Genomic DNA, 19022 nt, shown 5'->3' on the forward strand with positions numbered 1-19022 from the left:
AATAACTGAAGTAGAATATAGAGAAATAACAGGTGAGGACTATATAGGATAGTTCTTTTTTATGTTCAAAATGGAGAGTTACTTTTGTAGCTCTCTAAATAAAAAAGAAGGTGAGAAATTGTTAAATCAAGATGTAGTAAAGAATATTAATAGCTTGAATAGAGAGAAGGATAATATTAATTTAGAACTTACTAAAAAGGTAAATAAAGAAGATTTGAATATCTTATTACAATTATTAGAAAATAGTAAAAAATATATAATAAATTATGACATTAACTTACCAGAAGGACATTTAGATGAAGATACCATAGTACCAAATCCTATGACAGTACTCTCTAATACGGAAGCCAAACTAGGTTCTCCAAGTAATACAGATTTAAATGAATATAGATTTAAAGGTTGGTCATTAACTGAAAGTGGAGATGTAATTGAAAGATATATAGCTATAGATGACATTACTTTATATGCTATCTGGTATAAATGTATTAATGTTACATATAAGTTGAATATTCCTAATGATTTTCAAGGTACTCCTATTCCAACCATACCTATTGATAGTAATAAATATATTTTAGGGGATATAGTTACTCTTTTGCCATTGAACAATTATGATGAAAATAACAAGGAATATAATTATAAGTTTTGTGGTTGGTCATTGACTGAAGGTGGAGATATAATTGAAAATGCTATTATAGAAAATGAACATGTACAATCAGAGGGTTTACATTTATATGCAGTCTGGAAAAAATATAGATATGTAACTTATAATGCTAATTTTCCACCAGAAGAATACCCTTTAAATAGAACAGGAGAAGTACCTATAGATACAAATAGATATGTTGAAGGTGATATAGTCACTATATTACAAAATAGTGAAAATAATCCGCTAGGTGGAGAAGAGGATAAGGACAAGTTTTGTGGGTGGGTTTCTGATATAGAAAAAGCTCAAATTCCTGTAATAGCAAGTGAGGCAGAAGAAAACATTATAATAGATAAAGAAGATGTAATATTATATTGTATGTGGGGAAAATATAGAATGGCATATAGTACAAATTTTCCAGCTGGAACGGGTGTAAGCGGTACGGCACCAGTTAACACATATTCATATCTAACAGGTGCAAGTGCAATTGTAGCATCTAATACAGGAAATTTACAAGCAGATTCCTATGAACTTCTGGGGTGGACAACAGTAAGAAATGATGGGTCAACTATGCTAAATTTTGGAGATAGAATAATATTTGATAAAAGTAATATTATTTTATATGGATTTTGGAGAAATAATGAAGAATAAACTCTGAATCAAGAAAAAAAAGAAGGTGAGAAATTGTTAAATGAAGATGTGGTAAAAAAATTAAAAAATGTACCTATCAACACTAGTAATGAAATTGAAAAAGTTAATACAAACATAGAAACTGCTAAAACAGAGTTAAATACTAAGATTGACCAGCTTATAGCAGGAGGTTCTAATGTAGCATCTACTCAAAGAGTCACAATTAACGATTGGGTGGATGATACAGAAAATGGATTTAAGGCAACTGTAACACATAACTTATTAACACAAAGAATAGTTGTGAATATTATAGATGTTACTACAAAAGAGAATGTAGTTACAAACTTTAAAATTATAGATGATAACTCAATTGAAATTAGAAGTGAAGTAAAAGTTGAGTTAAATGTTTATGTTATAAATGGGAATGCAGAGACTCATTTTATAAATGCGACTGTTGATGATAACAGAGTATCTGAAATGACTACTTATTCCTCTAAAAAAATAGCGGATTCTATTAGCAGTATACAGCTTATAGATACCAGTATAAGTATTACAGATGCTAATGATAGATTTACAAGTGATAAGTTAGATGGAGTATTAGAGGAAATAATGGTAGAAATAAGTGGTCAAAGAAGTAGAGGAATTACAATAGCAAATAATCTAATAGATATGATATAAGCGAGGTGAAGATATGACAGAAAAATTAACTGAGAATGCTAGTTTAGGGGAGATTATGGCAGCATTACAAAGTGTACAAACTGATTTTCAAACTAGTAAAGATAATATAACAACTGTATTAGGGAGTCCATTTTTAAGCACAGATAAACTAGATATAACTAAAACAAAAACAGAAACATTAAAATGTAGCTATATAATTTTATCAGATAATCCAATATACGAAAAAAAACTTAGTTACGAAGAATTAGAAAATGAATTATTAATTATAACTAATGAATTACAAGGAGGATTGTTGTAATGAATATAAATAATGTTGTGGTAAGAATATTAGCAGAAAGAATATTAAACGGAGGGCTGAATCCACTCAAAAATAGACCTTTTAAACTGGATGATGTAACCAATACAGAGTATAGAAAAGCAGTAAAGGATTATATAGATGCAATAGAGTAAGACATAAAATAGTAAAGCTTTTAGTAACTGTTCTTAAAGAATAGGCTACTAAAAAGTTCTAATTCTATTTATTTTACTTATTTTCACATATTTATAAAGAAATTATTTTAAATTCTATATTAAAAGAAACATTCAAATTTAATCATCTTTCTATTTTAAAAAGTAACCTATCCTTTAAAAATGGTTACTTAAAGTAGAAAGGTGATATTTTTATGATAGAAAAATTAAACGAAAATGCAAGTTTAAGTCAACTTATAACAGCCTTTGGGGATGTAAAAAATGAATTGCAAATTGGCAAAAATAATGTGGCAAGTACATTAGGAAGCCCTTTTACTGGGACAGATAAGTTAAACATAACTAAAACAAAAATAGAAACTTTAAAAAATACTTTTGCAGCAAATTTGACAAATAAAAATGTTTCTGCAAATAAAACTGAAAGTATGCAAAATTTAATAGATAAAGTGTCAAGCATAAAAAATATAATAAAAACAGCAAAGAGCGGAAATAATACAGTTTCTTTAGGTAAAACGTATGTACGTTCTTATGAAAATGCAGATTATTATTGGACATGGAGTACTCTTACTGTAAATTCTTTAGCTTTTAAACCTAATTTAGTTTTTATGTATGCAAAGAATTATAACAATGAATATATAACAATATCCTTTGATTCCACAATGGAAGCGAAACCTTACTTGTTACTCTGCACAGACAGACAATCACATCCTAGTACTAGAACGTCTGTCTATCAAGCGAAAGGTGTGGAAATGGACATTGATAGTGGTTCTTCAGTTGGACATTTTAATAATGGTTTTAGACTACCATTTGCTTACGAAGGTTCTGGCTTAAGTGCTGAAATTGATTGGTTTGCTATAAAGTACGAATAAAAAAGGAGGACTAAAAATGGAAATAGGAAGAAGAATAATCTTTGACCAAGACGGAGAAATAATTGCAATATATGGAGAAATGGAAGGAGATATTATACCAAGAAAGACTATAACAAAAATAGATTATATTGACATTCCTTTTAAATCAATAGCTGATAATTGTTATATAGAAAAGATAGATGTAGTTAATAATGTACCAATCATAAAAGAGATAAAAAGAGAATTAACAGAAGAACAAAAGAGAATACAAGAATTAGAAAATCAGATTTTATTAAATGAAAATGAAAAAGTAGGAGGATTATTATAATGAATATAAATAATGTTGTAGTAAGGATATTGGCAGAGAGGATTTTAAATAAAGGATTGAACCCTTTGAAAAATCGAGAATTTGAATTAGATGATGTGACTAACATAGATTACAGGACAGCAGTAGAAGATTATATAATTAAAGAAAGTGGAGTAGTAGAAGGAACAGAACCAACAAAGTAGGTTCTTTTTTTTATTGGAAAGAGGTGATTTAATTTGATATACAAAGATTTACTTAAAAATCTTGATGATATAGAAAATTTAAAAGAAGTTGAAAATTTAAAATGTACTACTAATACAGGTGAATATACAATAGAAAATAGTAAGAAAGGTTATATAACTAACTTAAATATAGAAGGAAAAACACTAGTTAATTTAGCTAATCCAAACAACATAGCTATAACAGAAGGTTTGCGATATTTAAATCCATTTAAGTACATTGGAAAAGGAAAAGAATATACATTTGTTAATTTAAGTAATAAAGAAATATACTATTTTCACAATAATGTAATTAAATTTAAAATGAATCCAGATAGTAAAACTCTATATACTATAGACATAGATATAACTGATACTAACTGTCTTTGTGTAGCCCACAGTGAAAAGGGCTGGGGAGAAACTGATATAGATAAACAAGAGTTTACTAAGTCAGTGATAATTTTAGAAGGTGATTATACAAGTGTAGATATTAATTATTTTGAAGGGCTACAAAGTGTTGGCCAAGGAGATAATATAGAAATTATATCTTGTAAAGAAGATATGAGTTTGTTTGATAAAAAAGTAATTCCATATACACTTAGAGGATTACCAGATGGTACAAGAGATGAAATAGTTTATAAAGATAGTTGTTATAAGTTAATACAAAGATGCGAAGAAATCACATTAGATGGTCAAAGTTTTTGGTCTGAATTTACAGCTAATTCAAATGATGCAACCTTGTTATTTAAAAATCCTATAGGTAAAAGTGAATCTAATAATACAAACTTATATTGTGATATGTTTAAACCAATAGTAATATTTGATGCAACTAATACTGTTGAAGGAGTTTATGAGACGTCTAGTAATATTTGGGTAAGAATTTTTAAAAATAGGTTAGCAACCCCAAATTTAGAGGGTTTTAATTCATGGCTAAACGATAACAAAGTTACTTTAGTAAGAGCTTTGAAAGAGCATAAAGAGATAGATGTCTCTTCAATAAATTTAGAACAATATGACAATAAGACTAAATTTATTTGTAATTCTAATGTTATACCTAGTATTGGTTTTGAATGTACTCAAAATTTAGGAAGTCAAATAGAAGCTATTAAAAGTAGTATAAAAAATATAAATCATATCCAGTCTAGCCCTAGAATTATGGATTTATCTAATAAACTTCTAAATGGATGGAAGAGAACTGTTTCAGATAATGGAGGATTTATAATAAGTAAAAATGGTAATCAAGTTAGTTTTCACATGAGAATAACCAGTGGAGCAACAACAGATGGTACAACTTTATTAAAATTACCAAACGGATTTATACCTAAAAACTTTTACGTATTTCCAGTTTTTACAACTCAAAGTAATCAATTGGTTCAAGGTTTTATATTTTTTAATTTTGGAAACGGACATCTTCAAACTACACAATTAGGTAGTAATGCAGATATATATAGTCATGGAACTTATTTCATTGAATAAGAAAGGAAATTTTATATATGAATATAGAAGAAAAGAAAAATATTTTAATAGAATATGGTTTTGAAGATGATTTAAATAATATAAATGATTATTTCATTACAGAAGATAAACAATTATTTACTCCAATCATAAAAGGTGGAGAGCTAATTAAGACAGGCGAAGAAGTCTACAATGAATGGTTGGAGTTACAAAAGAATCCGCCTAATTCAGAACCATCAATTGAAGAAATAAATGCAAATAAAATTACAATTTTAATAGAAAATCAAAAGGAGCAAGACAATCTTTTAATAGATAATGCTTATAGAATCGCTATGTTAGAACTTAACACAAACAATGTGTTATAAAATTATAAAAACTTGGAGGAAAGAATATGTATAATATTTTAAAAAGAATGATTGAACAAAAAAACTTTGAGACTAAAGAAGAGTTACAAACTAAGCTAGATGTATTCTATGCAATGAATAGAATAAAAGAAAGTGAATATACAGAGTTAACAAATTTATTAATTAAAGAAGAAACACAAGTAGAGCCAACAGTATAGGTTCTTTTTTTATGTTTAAATTTAGAGAGTTTATTAAGTTAACTCTCTTTTAAAATTGAAAGGAGTGGTGATTTTGAACATAAAAACATTAACAGTCCATGCGGGACATAATCCAGATGGTAAGGTGGGTTCTGGAGCAGTAAAGTACATAAAAGAATCTACAGAGGCAAGAAATGTGCTAAAAGAGTTAATACCTTTAGTAAAAAAAGAATGTACGGTATATGATACTACTTGTAACAATGGAACTTCTCAAAGTGATATATTAAATAAAATTATAGATAAATGTAATTCATATAATAGTAATCTAAATGTAAGTATCCATTTTAACTCAGGTGGTGGTCGAGGTGTAGAAGTTTTAGTATATAACTTAAATGATAAAGAAACAGTTGAAATAGCATCAAGAGTGTGTAAAAAAATAACTGAAACTTATCATGCGAAAGGTGATAAAGACTTTAAAAATAGAGGTGTTAAAGAAAAGAAAACTCTAGCATTTTTAAGAAGAACAAAGGCAAAGTCAATCTTAGTCGAATGTTGCTTTGTGGATACCGATGATACTAAAAACTATAATGCTAAAGATATGGCCATAAATATTTTTGAAGGAATATTTAATAAGTCTGTAAGTGGTAGTTCACAAGATAAAAAAAATAAATATACAATAGTTTATGAAGGTGAAGTTGATAAAGCTATAGCTAATGTAATGGCCATAAATTATAAATCTGATGAAGTCTATGTATGTGAGTTAAAAAATTATGTAGCTGGCCATTGTGAAAATCTTTATGTAATAGGGTCAGCAAGTGAAAAAATTAAGACTAGTGAAAGATTTACTAAACTACAAGGCGATGATAGATGGGTTACGCTTCATAAAGTATTAGATTTTATAGGGAAGTAGGAGGTAATGAATTGAATATATTAGATAAACCAACCGCAACATTAGAACAAGTCTTTGCATATTTAGATACATTAAATAATAACTCTAATCCACCACACTATTTATGTAAGGCTATAGTACCAATAATATATAAAGAAGCAGAGAAAAAAGGTGTAAATCCAGTTATTGCAATTGCCCAAGCATTTGTAGAAACTGGATATTTTAATTTTGGTAGAGTTTTAAATCCTTCATATTGCAATGTATGTGGACTTAAAGGTAATAAAGGTGGTGGAGATTTAGACCCATCAGCTCATACAAGATTTAGTTGTTGGGAAGATGGAGTATCGGCATTTATAGACCATCTAGCTTTATATGCTGGAGCTAAAGGTTATCCAAAATATAGCGAATTAGTTGGTAAGGTTGAATATAAAGTCAATGGAACTACATTAGACACTAGACATTTTCCATATTTGCATGGAGAGGCTAAAACAGTTGAAAGTTTATCTGGTAAATGGTGTCCAGATATGGGTTATGGTCAAAACATAATAAATATATGCAATAAGATAAGTTCAATGAAGATATCAAACAATGATATAAAATTAGAACAAATAAAAACTAAAGTAAAAGAATTAAATGAAATTCTTGGATAGGAGGAAATTATATGGATATAATGCAATTTATACCTGAAAATTTAATAATGTTAATAGGTGGGCTTTACATATTAGGAACTTTTATAAAAGAATCAGATATTAAAAATAAATATATACCTTTTATATTATTAGTTATAGCAATGATAAGTAGTTGTTTATTTATGAAAGAGTTGTCAATAGAAGCTATCTTTGAAGGTATCTTATGTTGGGGAGCATCTGTTGGGATAAATCAAATACAAGTGCAAAATAGAAAGGAAAAATAGATGTTATCTAAAGAAATGATTGAATTATTAAGCCAATATGGATATACAGCTATACTATTAATGGTGCTGATGTTATGGCTTGGAAAATATTTAGAAAAGAATAGACAACTAGAGCAAGAAGATAGAGTAAAAGAAAGAGCTTATTTTTCTAGAGAGATTAGAGAACAAAGAAAGCTGTTTGGAGACACAATAGATAAATTCGATGACAAATTAGATAAATTTGCAGAAGCATTGAACACTAATAATAGTAGACTTGAAAGAGTAGAAACAGATATAACAGAAATAAAAGACAAATTAGAGGCTAGAGATTAATTTCTCTAGTCTTTTCATAAGGAAGTGATATATTGGCAAAGCAACGTAGTAAAAGAATAAGTATAATTGGAGAACCAAATCCAGAAAATATTAAATTATGGAAACAATATAAAAGAGCTAAACAAATAGCTGGTAAAAGTGAAAAAACAATCTATAACTATGAATGTGATATAATGCAATTTTTTAAGTTTTTAAATATAGAATGTTTTGATGCGTTATTAACTGATATAAATGAAGAAGAAATAGAAGCTTATATAGGCTATTGCATGGAACAGGGAAATAATGAAAAAAGAATTAGACGTAGAATAAGCTCAATTTCATCGTTACTATCATTTTTAAAGAAGAAAAGAAAAATTACTGACAACTGGTGTGAAATGATAGAAAGACCAGGGACAGGTGAAGAGGTTCAAAAAAGAACTTTCTTGACTGAGGAACAATTAAGTAAATTAAAAGAGAAACTTTCAGAGCAAGAAAATTTACAGTTAGAAGTTTATATAAGTTTAGGATTAGCTACAATGGCTAGAAGTAATGAAATAAGCCAATTTAGATGGGATAATATAAACTTAGATAATAGATGGATTCATGGGATTACAGCTAAAGGTGGAGTATCAAGAGATTTTAGATTTTCAGAAGAAGTACAACAACTACTACTAAAATGGAAAGATTATTTATCTCAACATGATATAGATTATCCATATATATTTTTTACAAGATATGGAGGCAAATATAATCAAGTCAATTCAAATGTCTTGAGTTCATGGGTTAAAAAAGCTTTCAAGTTAATTGATATAAATGGAGGGTATAATCATGACCTTAGACACAGTATGTCTAATCTTCTAAAAGATAGAGGAGTTCCAATAACTACAGTTTCAAAATTGCTTGGCCACAGTGGGGTGGATGTAACCATAAACCACTATACAATAGAAAATAAAAATAAATTAGCTGAAGAATATGACAAGTTTATATAAAATTTTAAAATTAAAAGGAAGTGATAATATGGCATGTAAAAGTCGTAAAAAAGGTAAGAAAAAAGGAGATAGATAAAAATAAAGCCCTCTAGGAAAAACTCAATTAAGAGTAATCCCTAGAGGGCTTTATTTTTTTATCTTCTACCCATATAGAATATTAAATGGTATAATATTACATAAAAGGAGTGTATAAGTGTGTGTAAAATAATTATATCATTGACTGTAGCTATAATAGTAACAGTAATTTGTAATATTATTAAAAAGGATAAATACAATGATTATCTTGGGAAAATAAAATGTGATAATTTAGTAAAATCAATCCTGTTTCTTCTATTGACTTTATTTTTAATGGTATATATACTTATATGGCCATTTAATCCTTTAATAGTGTATTTTTTATCTGCTTTTCTAGCAAAGTTTTTATATTTTTCAGTTCATAATTTACTTATTTATTCCAATATCACAGATAGTAAATTATTTAATAAAGTTATGAATACAAATAATTATCCCCATGATATGAAAGAGTACTTTAAATATGCAGATAAAATAATATATACATATTTTTTTACTTCTATCTTTATAATTGTATTTTATAAATTAATAAGACATATCTTTAATATTAATATTAATATGGTGTTATCAATAATTATTATTTTAGTTTTAATATCATTTTTTACAATATCATATAATTTATATAAAGAATGTGAAATAAAGCATAATCCAAACAATAAGATGTATTCACTACTAGCAAAAACTAATATTTTAAGTTTTGATTATGTATATTTAACATTTCATTCCATAAGGTTGTTTATAAAAGATATGAAAAAAGATAAATTTGTTTTTTGGTTTCATATTTCTTATTTTATAGTAGGTATTGTATTATATATAGCATGTATTTGTGCTTCTTATTTACCAACTTTCTAAATAAATATATCCATTAATTTATGTAAAACGCTTCATGAACTGATAATAATACTTAGTAAATAATATGATTTCTATATACTATTCTGAAAATAAACTTTTAAGGAATAGTATATAGAAATCTATTATAACTACTCTTTCTCATATTATGTAATTAGAAATAAGTTATTTTGTGCATTACGATTTGTTATATTTAATGATATAATAAGATTAAGTATGCCAATGTTGAAAGGAATGATATTATGAAAGAACATGAATTAGAGATAAATATCTCAATACCAATTTCTCTAGTTATTCTTTATTTAGCTATAGTCTCTATAGTAATGCTAGGTATGTCATCTTTGAATAATTTTACTAATATATCATCTATACCTATAAATGCTTTAGGTTCAACAGTTGGATTTGTGATGTTCCAACTTTTAGTTAGTTTTTTAAAAAATAGAAAATCTATAGATTAAAATATTATTTACATTAAATCTTGTTTTAATATTTTTAATTTGTGGTATAATAAAAGCAAGGAAATATATTTTACTTAACTTTAAGTGGTGTTTCCTTCAACAAATTATTTTGAAGATTTATTTTTCTGGAACTTTATATTAAGTTCCCAACCACTCTTAGCTGCCGACTTTGAGTGGTTTTTTAATCTATCATAAATCCAACAAGCTATTAAACCTGCTATAACATTCATCATTAGATTCACCATAAGTTTCACCTCCTTCCTAAAAGAAAGTTAAGGTGACTTTATGGAAATACCACTCTTAGATTTTCAAATATTTATTCCTTGCTATATTTATTATAACATAAATATTAGAAATATAGAATTTCAAATATCATCTAAAATCCGACCATATATATTTAGATAAAAGTTTAATATAATCATGGTATCAATCTATACTTTGTCTGCATACAATATTGTTGAAATTCCTCTTCAAATTGTTTTTTTAATGCTTTTTCTTCAACATGTATTCTAATACTATGACATATTAGGCATATAATTAATACGGTAATGAAACTTAAAACATGTCAATATGTAAAACCTACTCCAAGTAAACTCATAATGCTTCCTGTATATGCAGGGTTTCTGACAATATGATATAGTCCAGTTTTACATCTGTTGTCTGTACTGATAGTGTAAAAGCTGATTTTAAAGTTAAAACTGCCCTGTAACGAATAACTATCCCTAAAATAATAAATGTTATTCCAATATAAAAAATGAAATGTGGGAATAATAAATTTCTCAATGTTTCTGGAATACTATTATCTCTAAAATACACACTAGGCATTATACTGAACCACCAACCGAAGATAATTAACCAGAATGTGCCTTTGTCAGAACGGTTTGCTGATTTATCCTTATTACTCTTAAACATAAAAAAGTAAATAACAAATTCAGAGATAAATAATAATGCAATTGCACAATATGCAACATGATATTCTGTAATATTTGCAAAAAGATTAGGATTGTCAATTCTCATTTTTCTACACTTCCCTTCTATATTAATTAGAAAACCATTTAATTTTCTTTGAAACTAAATTTTATAAATTAAATGGATTATATTATAACTAATTAAGTATAAAGCTTACTCTTCTATCCAAAAATATTAATTTTATTTTCATGAACATCCGTTAAAATAAAAAAACAGTTATAAATTTATATTAATAATTAAGAAATACTTATAAATAATTAATCTTTATTAATGAATACTTAATAATTATTAATGAATAATTTGTTGCATGTTTTATACTATTACAATAGAATTGAGATAGATATCTAATTAAAATACTTTGGAGGTTTGATATATGAACAAAAAGTGCAAGAAAGTTATAGCTACTTCTTTAATTGGTACAACATTATTTACTACTTTGTTGCCATCAGTATCTTTTGCTGATAGCAGTTCACATCAGAAAGAAATAGAATCATACATATTAGATGAACAAAGACTAAAAGATATTGATGAGATTTCAGCATATTTTGGTTTTACTGAGCAAGAGAAAGCAGATTATATCAATGCTATTAAAGAAGTAAAGTTAGAAGCACAATCTGCACCTACTACAAGAGGAAAATTAAGTTGGGCTGTAAAAATATTAAGAGATGTTTGGACTAAAATTCCCACAAAAGTTAAAGTTGCTATAGGGGGGGTATGCAACTTATAGCAAAATACTTAGTGTTTAAATACATTTACTGGTACAGTAGAATATGTATTATATAAAGGTTGTAAAAGTCTTGATATGAGTAATGACGTTGCATGGTGGGTTACTAAAGCATTCCTAGCATTTGTCTTATAAAATATAAATTAGGAGCTGATAATACTTGATTACAAGCATCGTTTTGTATATTATATGTATAATGAACATTATATGTTATACAAATAAAAAAGGAACTACTTTTTTAGCTGCTAATATAGTCATGTTGCTTTCAAATGTAGTCTTATCAATTTTAAACATAAATGAGATGCACAATAACATTATATCTGGTATTGTATTAATAGGATTTCTTCTTTCTATCATACTATTTATAGCATCATATTTTGCAAATAAAAAATCTTAGTACAAAGGTTAAGATAGAGTATACACTGTTAGGATTATAACTTATTTTTATAAAGTTATAATCCTAATATTATCTAAAACACGACGCTCTATACGCCATTTTAAGGCTTCATAAAAAGTTCCATGTATGTTTATACCTTTACATTTTATAATTAAATTTATATAAAATAAAAATATATACATTTACTGATAATAATTATTAATTAGCTTTAAATAAGTTTTCAGATATTCTATCAGAGGCTTCTTTATCCATTTCTTTAAGTACATGAGAATATACATTAAGAGTAGTATTAATATTTGAATGTCCTACCCTTTCAGATATAACCTTAATTGGTACTTTAGAATTTATAAGTAAAGTGACATGTGAATGTCTTAAGTCATGGAATCTGATATGTGGTAAATTATTGCTCTCTAAAAATTTTCTAAATTTCTTACTCATTACATCTTCAGCAATAGGATTTCCTTTTCTATCGAAAAATAGTAAGTTATATTCATTTCTAATAATACTTCTTAATAATTTTTTATTCTGCTCTAATTTATATTCTTTTAGCAAGTCCATAAGCTCTATTGGTGCAAATATTTTTCTAATCGAACTTTCTGTCTTAGGTTCTTTAAGTATAACAGAACCATCTAATCTACTAGTTATTCTACTTATAGTTATCGTATTTTCTTCAAAATCTATATTCTCCCAAGTTAAACCTAAGACTTCTGAAAGTCTTAATCCTAAACCTGTAGCTAGGTTAATAGGCAGTTCTATATTAGTACCTTTGGCCAATTCTAATAATTTTAACATCTGCTCTTTATCATAAATATCATTTTTAAATTTTTTAATTCTAGGACTTTCTATTCCATCTATAATATTTTCTTTTATTAACTTAATTCTATACGCTCTCTTTATAGCAAGTCTCAATACATTTATATGAACTTTTATTGTTTGAGGATTTAAATTACCAGCTAAATCATCTATGTAATTTTGTATATGAATATTTCTTAGCTCTTGTAGACGATATCTCCCAATAGAAGGATTAATATGATTTTTACAAATGGCCATATAACCATTGTATGTAGAAGCCGATACGTTATCTTTATACTTTTCAAGAAAATCTAATAAAAAATCAGATAGTGTTATTTCATTTGGAACAAGAAAACTATCTTTATATATACTATCCTTAACTTCAGCCAATCTTTTGTTAGCATCTCTTTTTTTATCAAATGTTCCCATATTCTTCTGTTTTCTCTTACCTGATTCATCATCTCTAAATTCTAGGTACACTACATAATTTTTATTTCTTTTTCTTATAAAAGCGTTCATGGCCATACCTCCTATCTAAATTTATATATTTATTATACCATATAGACAAGGCAAAAAATAGTCATTTTAGCTGACTTTCAACTGACTTTTTTTAATATTTTAATTATATAATCGTTGAAACTACTTAATTTAATGATAATAAGGCATAGAATCAACTCTTCTATGCCTTGCACTATCACTTTATTGTTTTTTTATATTTTCCATTTTAAGCAATCATATTTCTGAACAGGATTAATTATAAGCGTTAACTTTTATAAAGGCTTAAAATGGAATTTAGAGGGTCATATTTTTCAACAATTTACTTATTCCTTTTTTCGCAGTTTCTTTTCTAATATTATATAAATAGCAACAAAAATAAGATATGGAATTGATATACCCAAAGCTATAAAATACAATTTAAGACCTAAATATTGGAAAGAGATACTTAAAAATAAAACAACTAGTAAAGCATAAATAATAATACGATTTTCTTTTATCTTTTTTAAAATTAATGCCTTGTTCAAATTTTTAAAACTAGACTTAAAGCTAAAATCTATCCAAATATGTTTACCTGCAAGAAGAGATATTATTGTGAATATAATCATTTTTCCTTCTTCAGCATCTGTCTTGGGATAATTATAATATATTATACCTCCTAAAATAACACTTGCTTCTACAATCAATACCTTTTCTTCTTCTGTTAATAACGCATTCTCATAAGTATTAAATTTAGAGAAAAAATTATATATGTGTTTAATTAAATAACTAGAAATTATCAATAAAATACACAGGAGTATTCCAGAGTCTTTTATAAGTTTAAACTTATCTGAGTTTATATCTGGAATTAGAATTAAACATAATATTAACATGGTCAACCCTGAAGTTATTACAATTAAAGTTGAAATATTGAAAAACTTAGGAGCGGGTTCCAATCTATTATTAATTTTATCAGAAGTTTTTTTAAAACAAACAAATATTATTTCCAATACATCTATATTTTTTATTTCTGTCTTTAAGATTTTGATAATCATACATATTATCAAAATAGATGTAATTATAAATGGTATACAAAAATATTTCAAAATATACCCTCCTTTGATTTTTTATGAGTTTTCTATAATTACATTATATACGATTATATGTAAAAAATTGGATGTAAACATTCGACATAAGAAATGATATATATTATAAAAATATATTAACTTATGTCTTAAAATAAAAAGAGTCACCTAAATTAATAGATGACTTAATCATTTTATGCTACTTTTTCAATATATTTTTCATTAACAACATAAGTCTTAAACTTATGTACAACCATAATATCCTGCATATTCTCTAATGTCATTACAACTCTAACACATTTATTTCTAATTTCTTCTGGTAACTCTAAACTATTTGTTAAATTAACATAATCATCATATTTAAACATATTAGCACCTCCAAAATTAGTATTGAGGATATTATATCTCTTTATTTGATTTTCTTCAACAACAAATTTCTCTCTAGTTTTAACATCTTCTAAACAATATAATTTTTCACAAGCATAACCCTGATAATAGTTAATCTTTTCTATTAACCTACATGTCTTTTTGTTCAATTCATCACATATCTTTTCTAATATCTCACAAGAATCATATAGGCTGCTTACTTCTTCACCAAATATACATCTATGGCAAGTTTTGTCTTTACATTTAAATATAGTGTCATTAACTTCTTTTAGTATTTCAATCTGTTTATCAAATTCAATATTTGAATGTGATAGATTGAGAGATTTTCTTGTTTCTTCTAACCACCAACACAATGTTTTTTCTATTTTATTTGTAATTATACTTTTATTTAATATACAATTATTACATTTTAGATTACAATTTCTATTAGATTTTAATACATCTATAACATCTTTAATAGTATACATATATCCCCCTATCTTATACCAGTGCTTCCAAATCCATCATTTCCTCTTTCAGAAATGGTCAATTCCTCTACAACTTTTAATATAGCTCTTGGGACTTGTTGGAATACTCCTTGAGCTAATTTGGTATGTTTAGGAATAACAATCTCAACATCCTCCTCATTATATGTAATTATTCCTATTTCACCTCTATACCCCGAATCTATCGTACCTAGTCTCACAGTCGGATATATAGCAAAATACAATTCCTTAAGGCCATTTAAACTTATACCACTTCTTGGTCTAATTTGCATTTCATATCCATATGGAATTTCCAATGCTATACCTGTAGGTATTGCCACTGCTGATTTAGCTGGAATAACTGTATCTTTTAGTGTATATAAATCTATCCCACTATCGCCTTCTTTTGCATAAGATGGTACTATTGCATCTTGACTTAATTTCTTTATTTTAACATTTATACTCATTAATTTAATCTCCCTTTTTTATAAAATCTTATTTAGAGCATAAGCATATCTTAGTGTAAAACAGTACTATTCCACACCCTTACCTCCAAATGTGTTGATTTTGCTATAATGTATCTCAATATTAGCACTTCTATATAATCTTTTTTAAGGCCTCATTTTTAAAACCCTATATTTATAGGCTAAAAAGAGCAAAATTTTTGATTTTAGCACTTTTTATTTTTCAAAAGTGCTTAACCAATTTATCATCAAATTCCTCATTCTTGATGAAGGTATGTAAATATCTATGCTTTTATTTTCTCTTATTCTACTTCTCCATACCCATTGAATCATTTCGGCTAAAGCCCATGAGTTCTCATCAATATTTATTTTTCTATCTATAAAAAAACCTTTTTCAATTGGATTCATATATAAATTTATACAATAAGCTAAAGTAGATTTTTCTCTATATTCATTTGTGGCTCTTGCATTAAAAGCTATGAATCCTTTCGTATATCTTTTGCCTTTACATTTATGCAAGTAATCTTTATATACTGTCCATCCGTTGTTTGATGTTTTAGATTTACATATATTTGTAAAATAATTATAAATATTTTTCTTTAATACATCTAAAGCATCTGTTTTATTTATTACTTGTTTTTCAAACCATGTACTTGATAAAGGATGATAATTTTTACCTTCTTGGCCAATCATGTTTAACTTCTCATTATCGCAAATATTAATTAATCTTTTATATAGTTCCTTATCAACATCTTTATATTCTATTAATTCATATCTATTGTCTATATTTTTTACTGATTTATAACTGTAATTTATAGAATTCATATCATAATAATATCGCTGCATCTGACCTTTAAATAAATATGTCATTATGTATATTTCTTGAAATTCTTTAAATATAGTTACTGGGAAGTGCCACATGGCCAAACTGTTTCTAATAAAGTAAACATCTCCATTTACTATTGCGTTTTTTAATTCTATAAACTCTCCATTATAATTCTTATCACTAGAGTTCCAATACATTTTTTTTGTACTATTATCAACTGTTATAACTCCATCATTAAAAAGCATCCTAAAATCAGTTTTATCAATTGGAATACGTTCAATTATGTTCATTACTTCATCTAAAATCAGAGTATAGTTCTTATCTTTAAGTAGCTTAAGAGTCTCTTCATTAATATTTCTAAATAAAGCATGAGTAGAAACTATATTACATCCTTTTGAAAGGAGATTATTGAAATGAGTTAATTTACTTCCTTTGCCTTTTTTAGCTTCTGGTTGGTAAAACTTCCTCATATAACAACCATTTATAACTCTCTTTACCTCATCTAAATAAGGAGTTATGTAAATATATCTTTTATCTAAATTTTCATTCATTGTTTGTATTGCCCAACTTGTCTTACCTGTGCCACACATGCTATCAATAATAGTTACACTCATTTACTTAACACCACCCTCTCTATTTAAATAAGCTATTCCAAGAGCTATAGCATCATATATATCACTTGTTTTAGCCTTACAAGTCCTATCAATGTACTCTCCAATATCAATAATATTTTCTCTTACATATGTAGCCACTTCTTCTTTTTTAGCTTTACCACTATTCATAAGATATTTTCTAATAGATGCTGGATACATATATTCAATCTCTATATTATTTAATTTTACTGTTCTCATTATTGCTCCTAAGAGTTTTCTTAAACTAAGAATTGTTTTAGAATTTCTGGAAGTGAATTGGTCTTCAACTAAGACTATTTGAATATTATGAGTTGTAATTATCTCTTGAATTGTATTACAGATATAGCACATTCGCTCATCTTCAGACTTGAATTTATCCTTTTTAGTTACTATCTTTCCATATTTTAATACTTTTTTATTTCTATTTATAACTGCCCATCCAGTTGAGGACATGGATACATCTAAGGCTAAAACCATTCGATTCCCTCTTTCATATGTATTTTAACTTGCTCTACTGCATTAATTAGGTTAGTATTGTTTGGTATTGCAATATAATTTTCATTATTTAGAAAATCTTTAAATTTAAACTTATCATCTTTTAATCTTCTCTCAATTTCCTTAAAATTATCACCTCTACTAATAAGCCTTTTTCTTAATACAATTTCATCTGTATTTATAAAAAATGGTACTAACTTAGTTTTTGTTCCCATAAAATATTTCTCTAATGCTTTATATCCACTTGCATCCACTATAGCTAAAGCATATTTTTTATTCTCTAATTCAGATTTATGTATTCCATATAACCAAGTGCTACCATCATGGACTATATATTTTCTCATTTCTATAAAGTTATTTTTTTCTTTCTTGAAGAATTTATTATCTACAAAATGATATGTTCTATTGATGATTTCTGATTGGCCACGAGGAGGTCTTGTTGTATGTGATGTTAGAATTGGAATATTGAATTGCTTTGAAATTTCACTTACTATACTATCTTTACCAGAACCTGAGTAGCCTAAAAATACAAATATTTTATTCATTACATTCCTCTTAATTCTATAGATTCTAGTTTATCAGGAGGGATTGAAGGATAAGTGATTGGATTACAATTCACCTTTTTTTTACATTCAAATATTTCTGGATTATCTGTAACAACTTGATAAAGTCCTTTAGCCAATACATCTACCAAATATTCTTCATCTTCACTCTCTATACATCTATCATTAAAAATGCAATGGAATAATTCATGTAAAAATGTGATTTTCTTCACTCTTTGTGATTGTAAACTACTAGATAATTTAATTACTTCATTTCCATAATCTGCTGACCCATAACATAATTGATTATTTATTAAAATAGGTTCTTCTGTCTCTTCTATTTTATAGGATAAACCTCCTACTTTTACTTGCTTTGGTATATTCATTTAAACACTCTCCAATCTTATTAAAATTCACATTTTATTGTGATTTAGATTTTCTAAACCCATTACTTTCCTTATATCTGTAATCACTAATTATTAAATTCTCCGTATTTTTCATTCTTTTTACTCCTTTATTAAAGCTTTC

Annotated in this window: 28 protein-coding genes; 17 read left to right on the top strand and 11 right to left on the bottom strand. The window is 26.6% G+C overall.

Annotated elements, in window-relative coordinates:
• The first annotated feature begins 70 nt into the window (after nucleotides 1-70).
• The 16 genes from IC213_RS19305 to IC213_RS19380 all read left to right on the top strand — a co-directional run bounded on the left by IC213_RS19305 (nucleotide 71) and on the right by IC213_RS19380 (nucleotide 10243).
• Entirely contained in the window at nucleotides 71-1291 is a 1221-nt protein-coding gene (locus tag IC213_RS19305; protein WP_227863483.1) for an InlB B-repeat-containing protein, read from the top strand.
• Between the two features lie 33 nt (nucleotides 1292-1324).
• Nucleotides 1325-1948, top strand: a complete 624-nt coding sequence (locus IC213_RS19310; protein ID WP_227853484.1) for a hypothetical protein — start codon at nucleotides 1325-1327, stop codon at nucleotides 1946-1948.
• 13 nt (nucleotides 1949-1961) lie between these two features.
• Nucleotides 1962-2246 (top strand): hypothetical protein, encoded by a 285-nt coding sequence (locus tag IC213_RS19315; protein ID WP_227863484.1) that lies wholly within the window; start codon nucleotides 1962-1964, stop codon nucleotides 2244-2246.
• Nucleotides 2246-2398 (top strand): hypothetical protein, encoded by a 153-nt coding sequence (locus IC213_RS19320; protein WP_227436986.1) that lies wholly within the window; start codon nucleotides 2246-2248, stop codon nucleotides 2396-2398. The genes IC213_RS19315 and IC213_RS19320 overlap by 1 nt, the downstream gene beginning before the upstream one ends.
• Before the next feature lie 212 nt (nucleotides 2399-2610).
• Entirely contained in the window at nucleotides 2611-3282 is a 672-nt protein-coding gene (locus tag IC213_RS19325; RefSeq protein ID WP_227863485.1) for a hypothetical protein, read from the top strand.
• 16 nt (nucleotides 3283-3298) lie between these two features.
• Complete coding sequence (locus IC213_RS19330; protein WP_227437661.1) at nucleotides 3299-3589, top strand: hypothetical protein; 291 nt, start codon at nucleotides 3299-3301, stop codon at nucleotides 3587-3589.
• On the top strand, nucleotides 3589-3771 hold the full coding sequence (locus IC213_RS19335) for a hypothetical protein (protein WP_227437663.1): 183 nt from the start codon (nucleotides 3589-3591) through the stop codon (nucleotides 3769-3771). The genes IC213_RS19330 and IC213_RS19335 overlap by 1 nt, the downstream gene beginning before the upstream one ends.
• Nucleotides 3772-3804: 33 nt before the next feature.
• On the top strand, nucleotides 3805-5262 hold the full coding sequence (locus IC213_RS19340; protein WP_227437665.1) for a hypothetical protein: 1458 nt from the start codon (nucleotides 3805-3807) through the stop codon (nucleotides 5260-5262).
• Nucleotides 5263-5279: 17 nt separating this feature from the next.
• On the top strand, nucleotides 5280-5606 hold the full coding sequence (locus IC213_RS19345; RefSeq protein WP_227437667.1) for a hypothetical protein: 327 nt from the start codon (nucleotides 5280-5282) through the stop codon (nucleotides 5604-5606).
• Nucleotides 5607-5632: 26 nt separating this feature from the next.
• A complete protein-coding gene (locus IC213_RS19350; protein ID WP_227437668.1) occupies nucleotides 5633-5803 on the top strand; it encodes a hypothetical protein in 171 nt (56 codons plus the stop codon).
• Nucleotides 5804-5870: 67 nt separating this feature from the next.
• Nucleotides 5871-6692 (top strand): N-acetylmuramoyl-L-alanine amidase, encoded by an 822-nt coding sequence (locus IC213_RS19355; protein ID WP_227436786.1) that lies wholly within the window; start codon nucleotides 5871-5873, stop codon nucleotides 6690-6692.
• Nucleotides 6693-6703: 11 nt separating this feature from the next.
• On the top strand, nucleotides 6704-7321 hold the full coding sequence (locus IC213_RS19360) for a glucosaminidase domain-containing protein (RefSeq protein ID WP_227436788.1): 618 nt from the start codon (nucleotides 6704-6706) through the stop codon (nucleotides 7319-7321).
• Nucleotides 7322-7332: 11 nt separating this feature from the next.
• The gene (locus tag IC213_RS19365; RefSeq protein WP_227436791.1) at nucleotides 7333-7584 is read left to right on the top strand and encodes a phage holin family protein; all 252 of its coding nucleotides are present in this window, start codon (nucleotides 7333-7335) and stop codon (nucleotides 7582-7584) included.
• The gene (locus IC213_RS19370) at nucleotides 7585-7896 is read left to right on the top strand and encodes a hypothetical protein (protein ID WP_227436792.1); all 312 of its coding nucleotides are present in this window, start codon (nucleotides 7585-7587) and stop codon (nucleotides 7894-7896) included.
• A 32-nt stretch (nucleotides 7897-7928) separates the two neighbouring features.
• On the top strand, nucleotides 7929-8864 hold the full coding sequence (locus IC213_RS19375) for a site-specific integrase (RefSeq protein ID WP_227436793.1): 936 nt from the start codon (nucleotides 7929-7931) through the stop codon (nucleotides 8862-8864).
• A 1163-nt stretch (nucleotides 8865-10027) separates the two neighbouring features.
• Nucleotides 10028-10243, top strand: coding sequence for a hypothetical protein (locus tag IC213_RS19380; RefSeq protein WP_227436794.1), 216 nt, complete (start codon nucleotides 10028-10030; stop codon nucleotides 10241-10243).
• Between the two features lie 104 nt (nucleotides 10244-10347).
• Here IC213_RS19380 and IC213_RS19385 read toward each other — a convergent pair whose 3' ends face one another.
• Nucleotides 10348-10488 (bottom strand): hypothetical protein, encoded by a 141-nt coding sequence (locus IC213_RS19385; protein WP_021383152.1) that lies wholly within the window; start codon nucleotides 10486-10488, stop codon nucleotides 10348-10350.
• A gap of 320 nt (nucleotides 10489-10808) precedes the next feature.
• Complete coding sequence (locus IC213_RS21410) at nucleotides 10809-11027, bottom strand: methyltransferase (RefSeq protein ID WP_413927313.1); 219 nt, start codon at nucleotides 11025-11027, stop codon at nucleotides 10809-10811.
• A 558-nt stretch (nucleotides 11028-11585) separates the two neighbouring features.
• Here IC213_RS21410 and IC213_RS19395 point away from each other — a divergent pair.
• Complete coding sequence (locus IC213_RS19395) at nucleotides 11586-11939, top strand: hypothetical protein (protein ID WP_227436795.1); 354 nt, start codon at nucleotides 11586-11588, stop codon at nucleotides 11937-11939.
• 207 nt (nucleotides 11940-12146) lie between these two features.
• Here the strand turns inward: IC213_RS19395 and IC213_RS19400 are convergent, their stop codons facing one another.
• The 9 genes from IC213_RS19400 to IC213_RS19440 all read right to left on the bottom strand — a co-directional run bounded on the left by IC213_RS19400 (nucleotide 12147) and on the right by IC213_RS19440 (nucleotide 18880).
• A complete protein-coding gene (locus IC213_RS19400; protein WP_227436796.1) occupies nucleotides 12147-12293 on the bottom strand; it encodes a hypothetical protein in 147 nt (48 codons plus the stop codon).
• Between the two features lie 238 nt (nucleotides 12294-12531).
• Nucleotides 12532-13644 (bottom strand): tyrosine-type recombinase/integrase, encoded by a 1113-nt coding sequence (locus IC213_RS19405; protein ID WP_227863486.1) that lies wholly within the window; start codon nucleotides 13642-13644, stop codon nucleotides 12532-12534.
• A gap of 302 nt (nucleotides 13645-13946) precedes the next feature.
• A complete protein-coding gene (locus IC213_RS19410) occupies nucleotides 13947-14705 on the bottom strand; it encodes a hypothetical protein (protein ID WP_227863487.1) in 759 nt (252 codons plus the stop codon).
• Between the two features lie 173 nt (nucleotides 14706-14878).
• Entirely contained in the window at nucleotides 14879-15538 is a 660-nt protein-coding gene (locus IC213_RS19415; RefSeq protein ID WP_227863488.1) for a hypothetical protein, read from the bottom strand.
• 8 nt (nucleotides 15539-15546) lie between these two features.
• Entirely contained in the window at nucleotides 15547-16002 is a 456-nt protein-coding gene (gene dut, locus IC213_RS19420; protein ID WP_227831982.1) for a dUTP diphosphatase, read from the bottom strand.
• 213 nt (nucleotides 16003-16215) lie between these two features.
• Nucleotides 16216-17439 carry a hypothetical protein gene (locus tag IC213_RS19425; protein WP_227863489.1) on the bottom strand — a complete coding sequence of 408 codons (1224 nt, stop codon included), beginning with the start codon at nucleotides 17437-17439 and terminating at the stop codon, nucleotides 16216-16218.
• Nucleotides 17440-17934 (bottom strand): crossover junction endodeoxyribonuclease RuvC, encoded by a 495-nt coding sequence (locus tag IC213_RS19430; protein WP_227863490.1) that lies wholly within the window; start codon nucleotides 17932-17934, stop codon nucleotides 17440-17442.
• Nucleotides 17925-18497 (bottom strand): guanylate kinase, encoded by a 573-nt coding sequence (locus IC213_RS19435; RefSeq protein WP_227863491.1) that lies wholly within the window; start codon nucleotides 18495-18497, stop codon nucleotides 17925-17927. Before IC213_RS19435 ends, IC213_RS19430 begins: the two co-directional genes overlap by 10 nt.
• Nucleotides 18497-18880, bottom strand: a complete 384-nt coding sequence (locus tag IC213_RS19440) for a hypothetical protein (RefSeq protein ID WP_227831986.1) — start codon at nucleotides 18878-18880, stop codon at nucleotides 18497-18499. The genes IC213_RS19435 and IC213_RS19440 overlap by 1 nt, the downstream gene beginning before the upstream one ends.
• Nucleotides 18881-19022 lie beyond the last annotated feature (142 nt).

This window comes from Clostridioides sp. ES-S-0049-02 (assembly GCF_020658465.1).
Classification (GTDB): domain Bacteria; phylum Bacillota; class Clostridia; order Peptostreptococcales; family Peptostreptococcaceae; genus Clostridioides.

Bases quoted from the DNA above. Each gene is read 5' to 3' on its own strand.
- IC213_RS19305 (WP_227863483.1), top strand. From the start codon at position 71: ATGGAGAGTTACTTTTGTAGCTCTCTAAATAAAAAAGAAGGTGAGAAA.
- IC213_RS19315 (WP_227863484.1), top strand. From the start codon at position 1,962: ATGACAGAAAAATTAACTGAGAATGCTAGTTTAGGGGAGATTATGGCA.
- IC213_RS19320 (WP_227436986.1), top strand. From the start codon at position 2,246: ATGAATATAAATAATGTTGTGGTAAGAATATTAGCAGAAAGAATATTA.
- IC213_RS19325 (WP_227863485.1), top strand. From the start codon at position 2,611: ATGATAGAAAAATTAAACGAAAATGCAAGTTTAAGTCAACTTATAACA.
- IC213_RS19330 (WP_227437661.1), top strand. From the start codon at position 3,299: ATGGAAATAGGAAGAAGAATAATCTTTGACCAAGACGGAGAAATAATT.
- IC213_RS19335 (WP_227437663.1), top strand. From the start codon at position 3,589: ATGAATATAAATAATGTTGTAGTAAGGATATTGGCAGAGAGGATTTTA.
- IC213_RS19345 (WP_227437667.1), top strand. From the start codon at position 5,280: ATGAATATAGAAGAAAAGAAAAATATTTTAATAGAATATGGTTTTGAA.
- IC213_RS19350 (WP_227437668.1), top strand. From the start codon at position 5,633: ATGTATAATATTTTAAAAAGAATGATTGAACAAAAAAACTTTGAGACT.
- IC213_RS19365 (WP_227436791.1), top strand. From the start codon at position 7,333: ATGGATATAATGCAATTTATACCTGAAAATTTAATAATGTTAATAGGT.
- IC213_RS19370 (WP_227436792.1), top strand. From the start codon at position 7,585: ATGTTATCTAAAGAAATGATTGAATTATTAAGCCAATATGGATATACA.
- IC213_RS19380 (WP_227436794.1), top strand. From the start codon at position 10,028: ATGAAAGAACATGAATTAGAGATAAATATCTCAATACCAATTTCTCTA.
- IC213_RS19385 (WP_021383152.1), bottom strand. From the start codon at position 10,488: ATGGTGAATCTAATGATGAATGTTATAGCAGGTTTAATAGCTTGTTGG.
- IC213_RS19395 (WP_227436795.1), top strand. From the start codon at position 11,586: ATGAACAAAAAGTGCAAGAAAGTTATAGCTACTTCTTTAATTGGTACA.
- IC213_RS19400 (WP_227436796.1), bottom strand. From the start codon at position 12,293: ATGATAGAAAGAAGAAATCCTATTAATACAATACCAGATATAATGTTA.
- IC213_RS19405 (WP_227863486.1), bottom strand. From the start codon at position 13,644: ATGAACGCTTTTATAAGAAAAAGAAATAAAAATTATGTAGTGTACCTA.
- IC213_RS19415 (WP_227863488.1), bottom strand. From the start codon at position 15,538: ATGTATACTATTAAAGATGTTATAGATGTATTAAAATCTAATAGAAAT.
- dut (WP_227831982.1), bottom strand. From the start codon at position 16,002: ATGAGTATAAATGTTAAAATAAAGAAATTAAGTCAAGATGCAATAGTA.
- IC213_RS19425 (WP_227863489.1), bottom strand. From the start codon at position 17,439: ATGAGTGTAACTATTATTGATAGCATGTGTGGCACAGGTAAGACAAGT.
- IC213_RS19430 (WP_227863490.1), bottom strand. From the start codon at position 17,934: ATGGTTTTAGCCTTAGATGTATCCATGTCCTCAACTGGATGGGCAGTT.
- IC213_RS19435 (WP_227863491.1), bottom strand. From the start codon at position 18,497: ATGAATAAAATATTTGTATTTTTAGGCTACTCAGGTTCTGGTAAAGAT.
- IC213_RS19440 (WP_227831986.1), bottom strand. From the start codon at position 18,880: ATGAATATACCAAAGCAAGTAAAAGTAGGAGGTTTATCCTATAAAATA.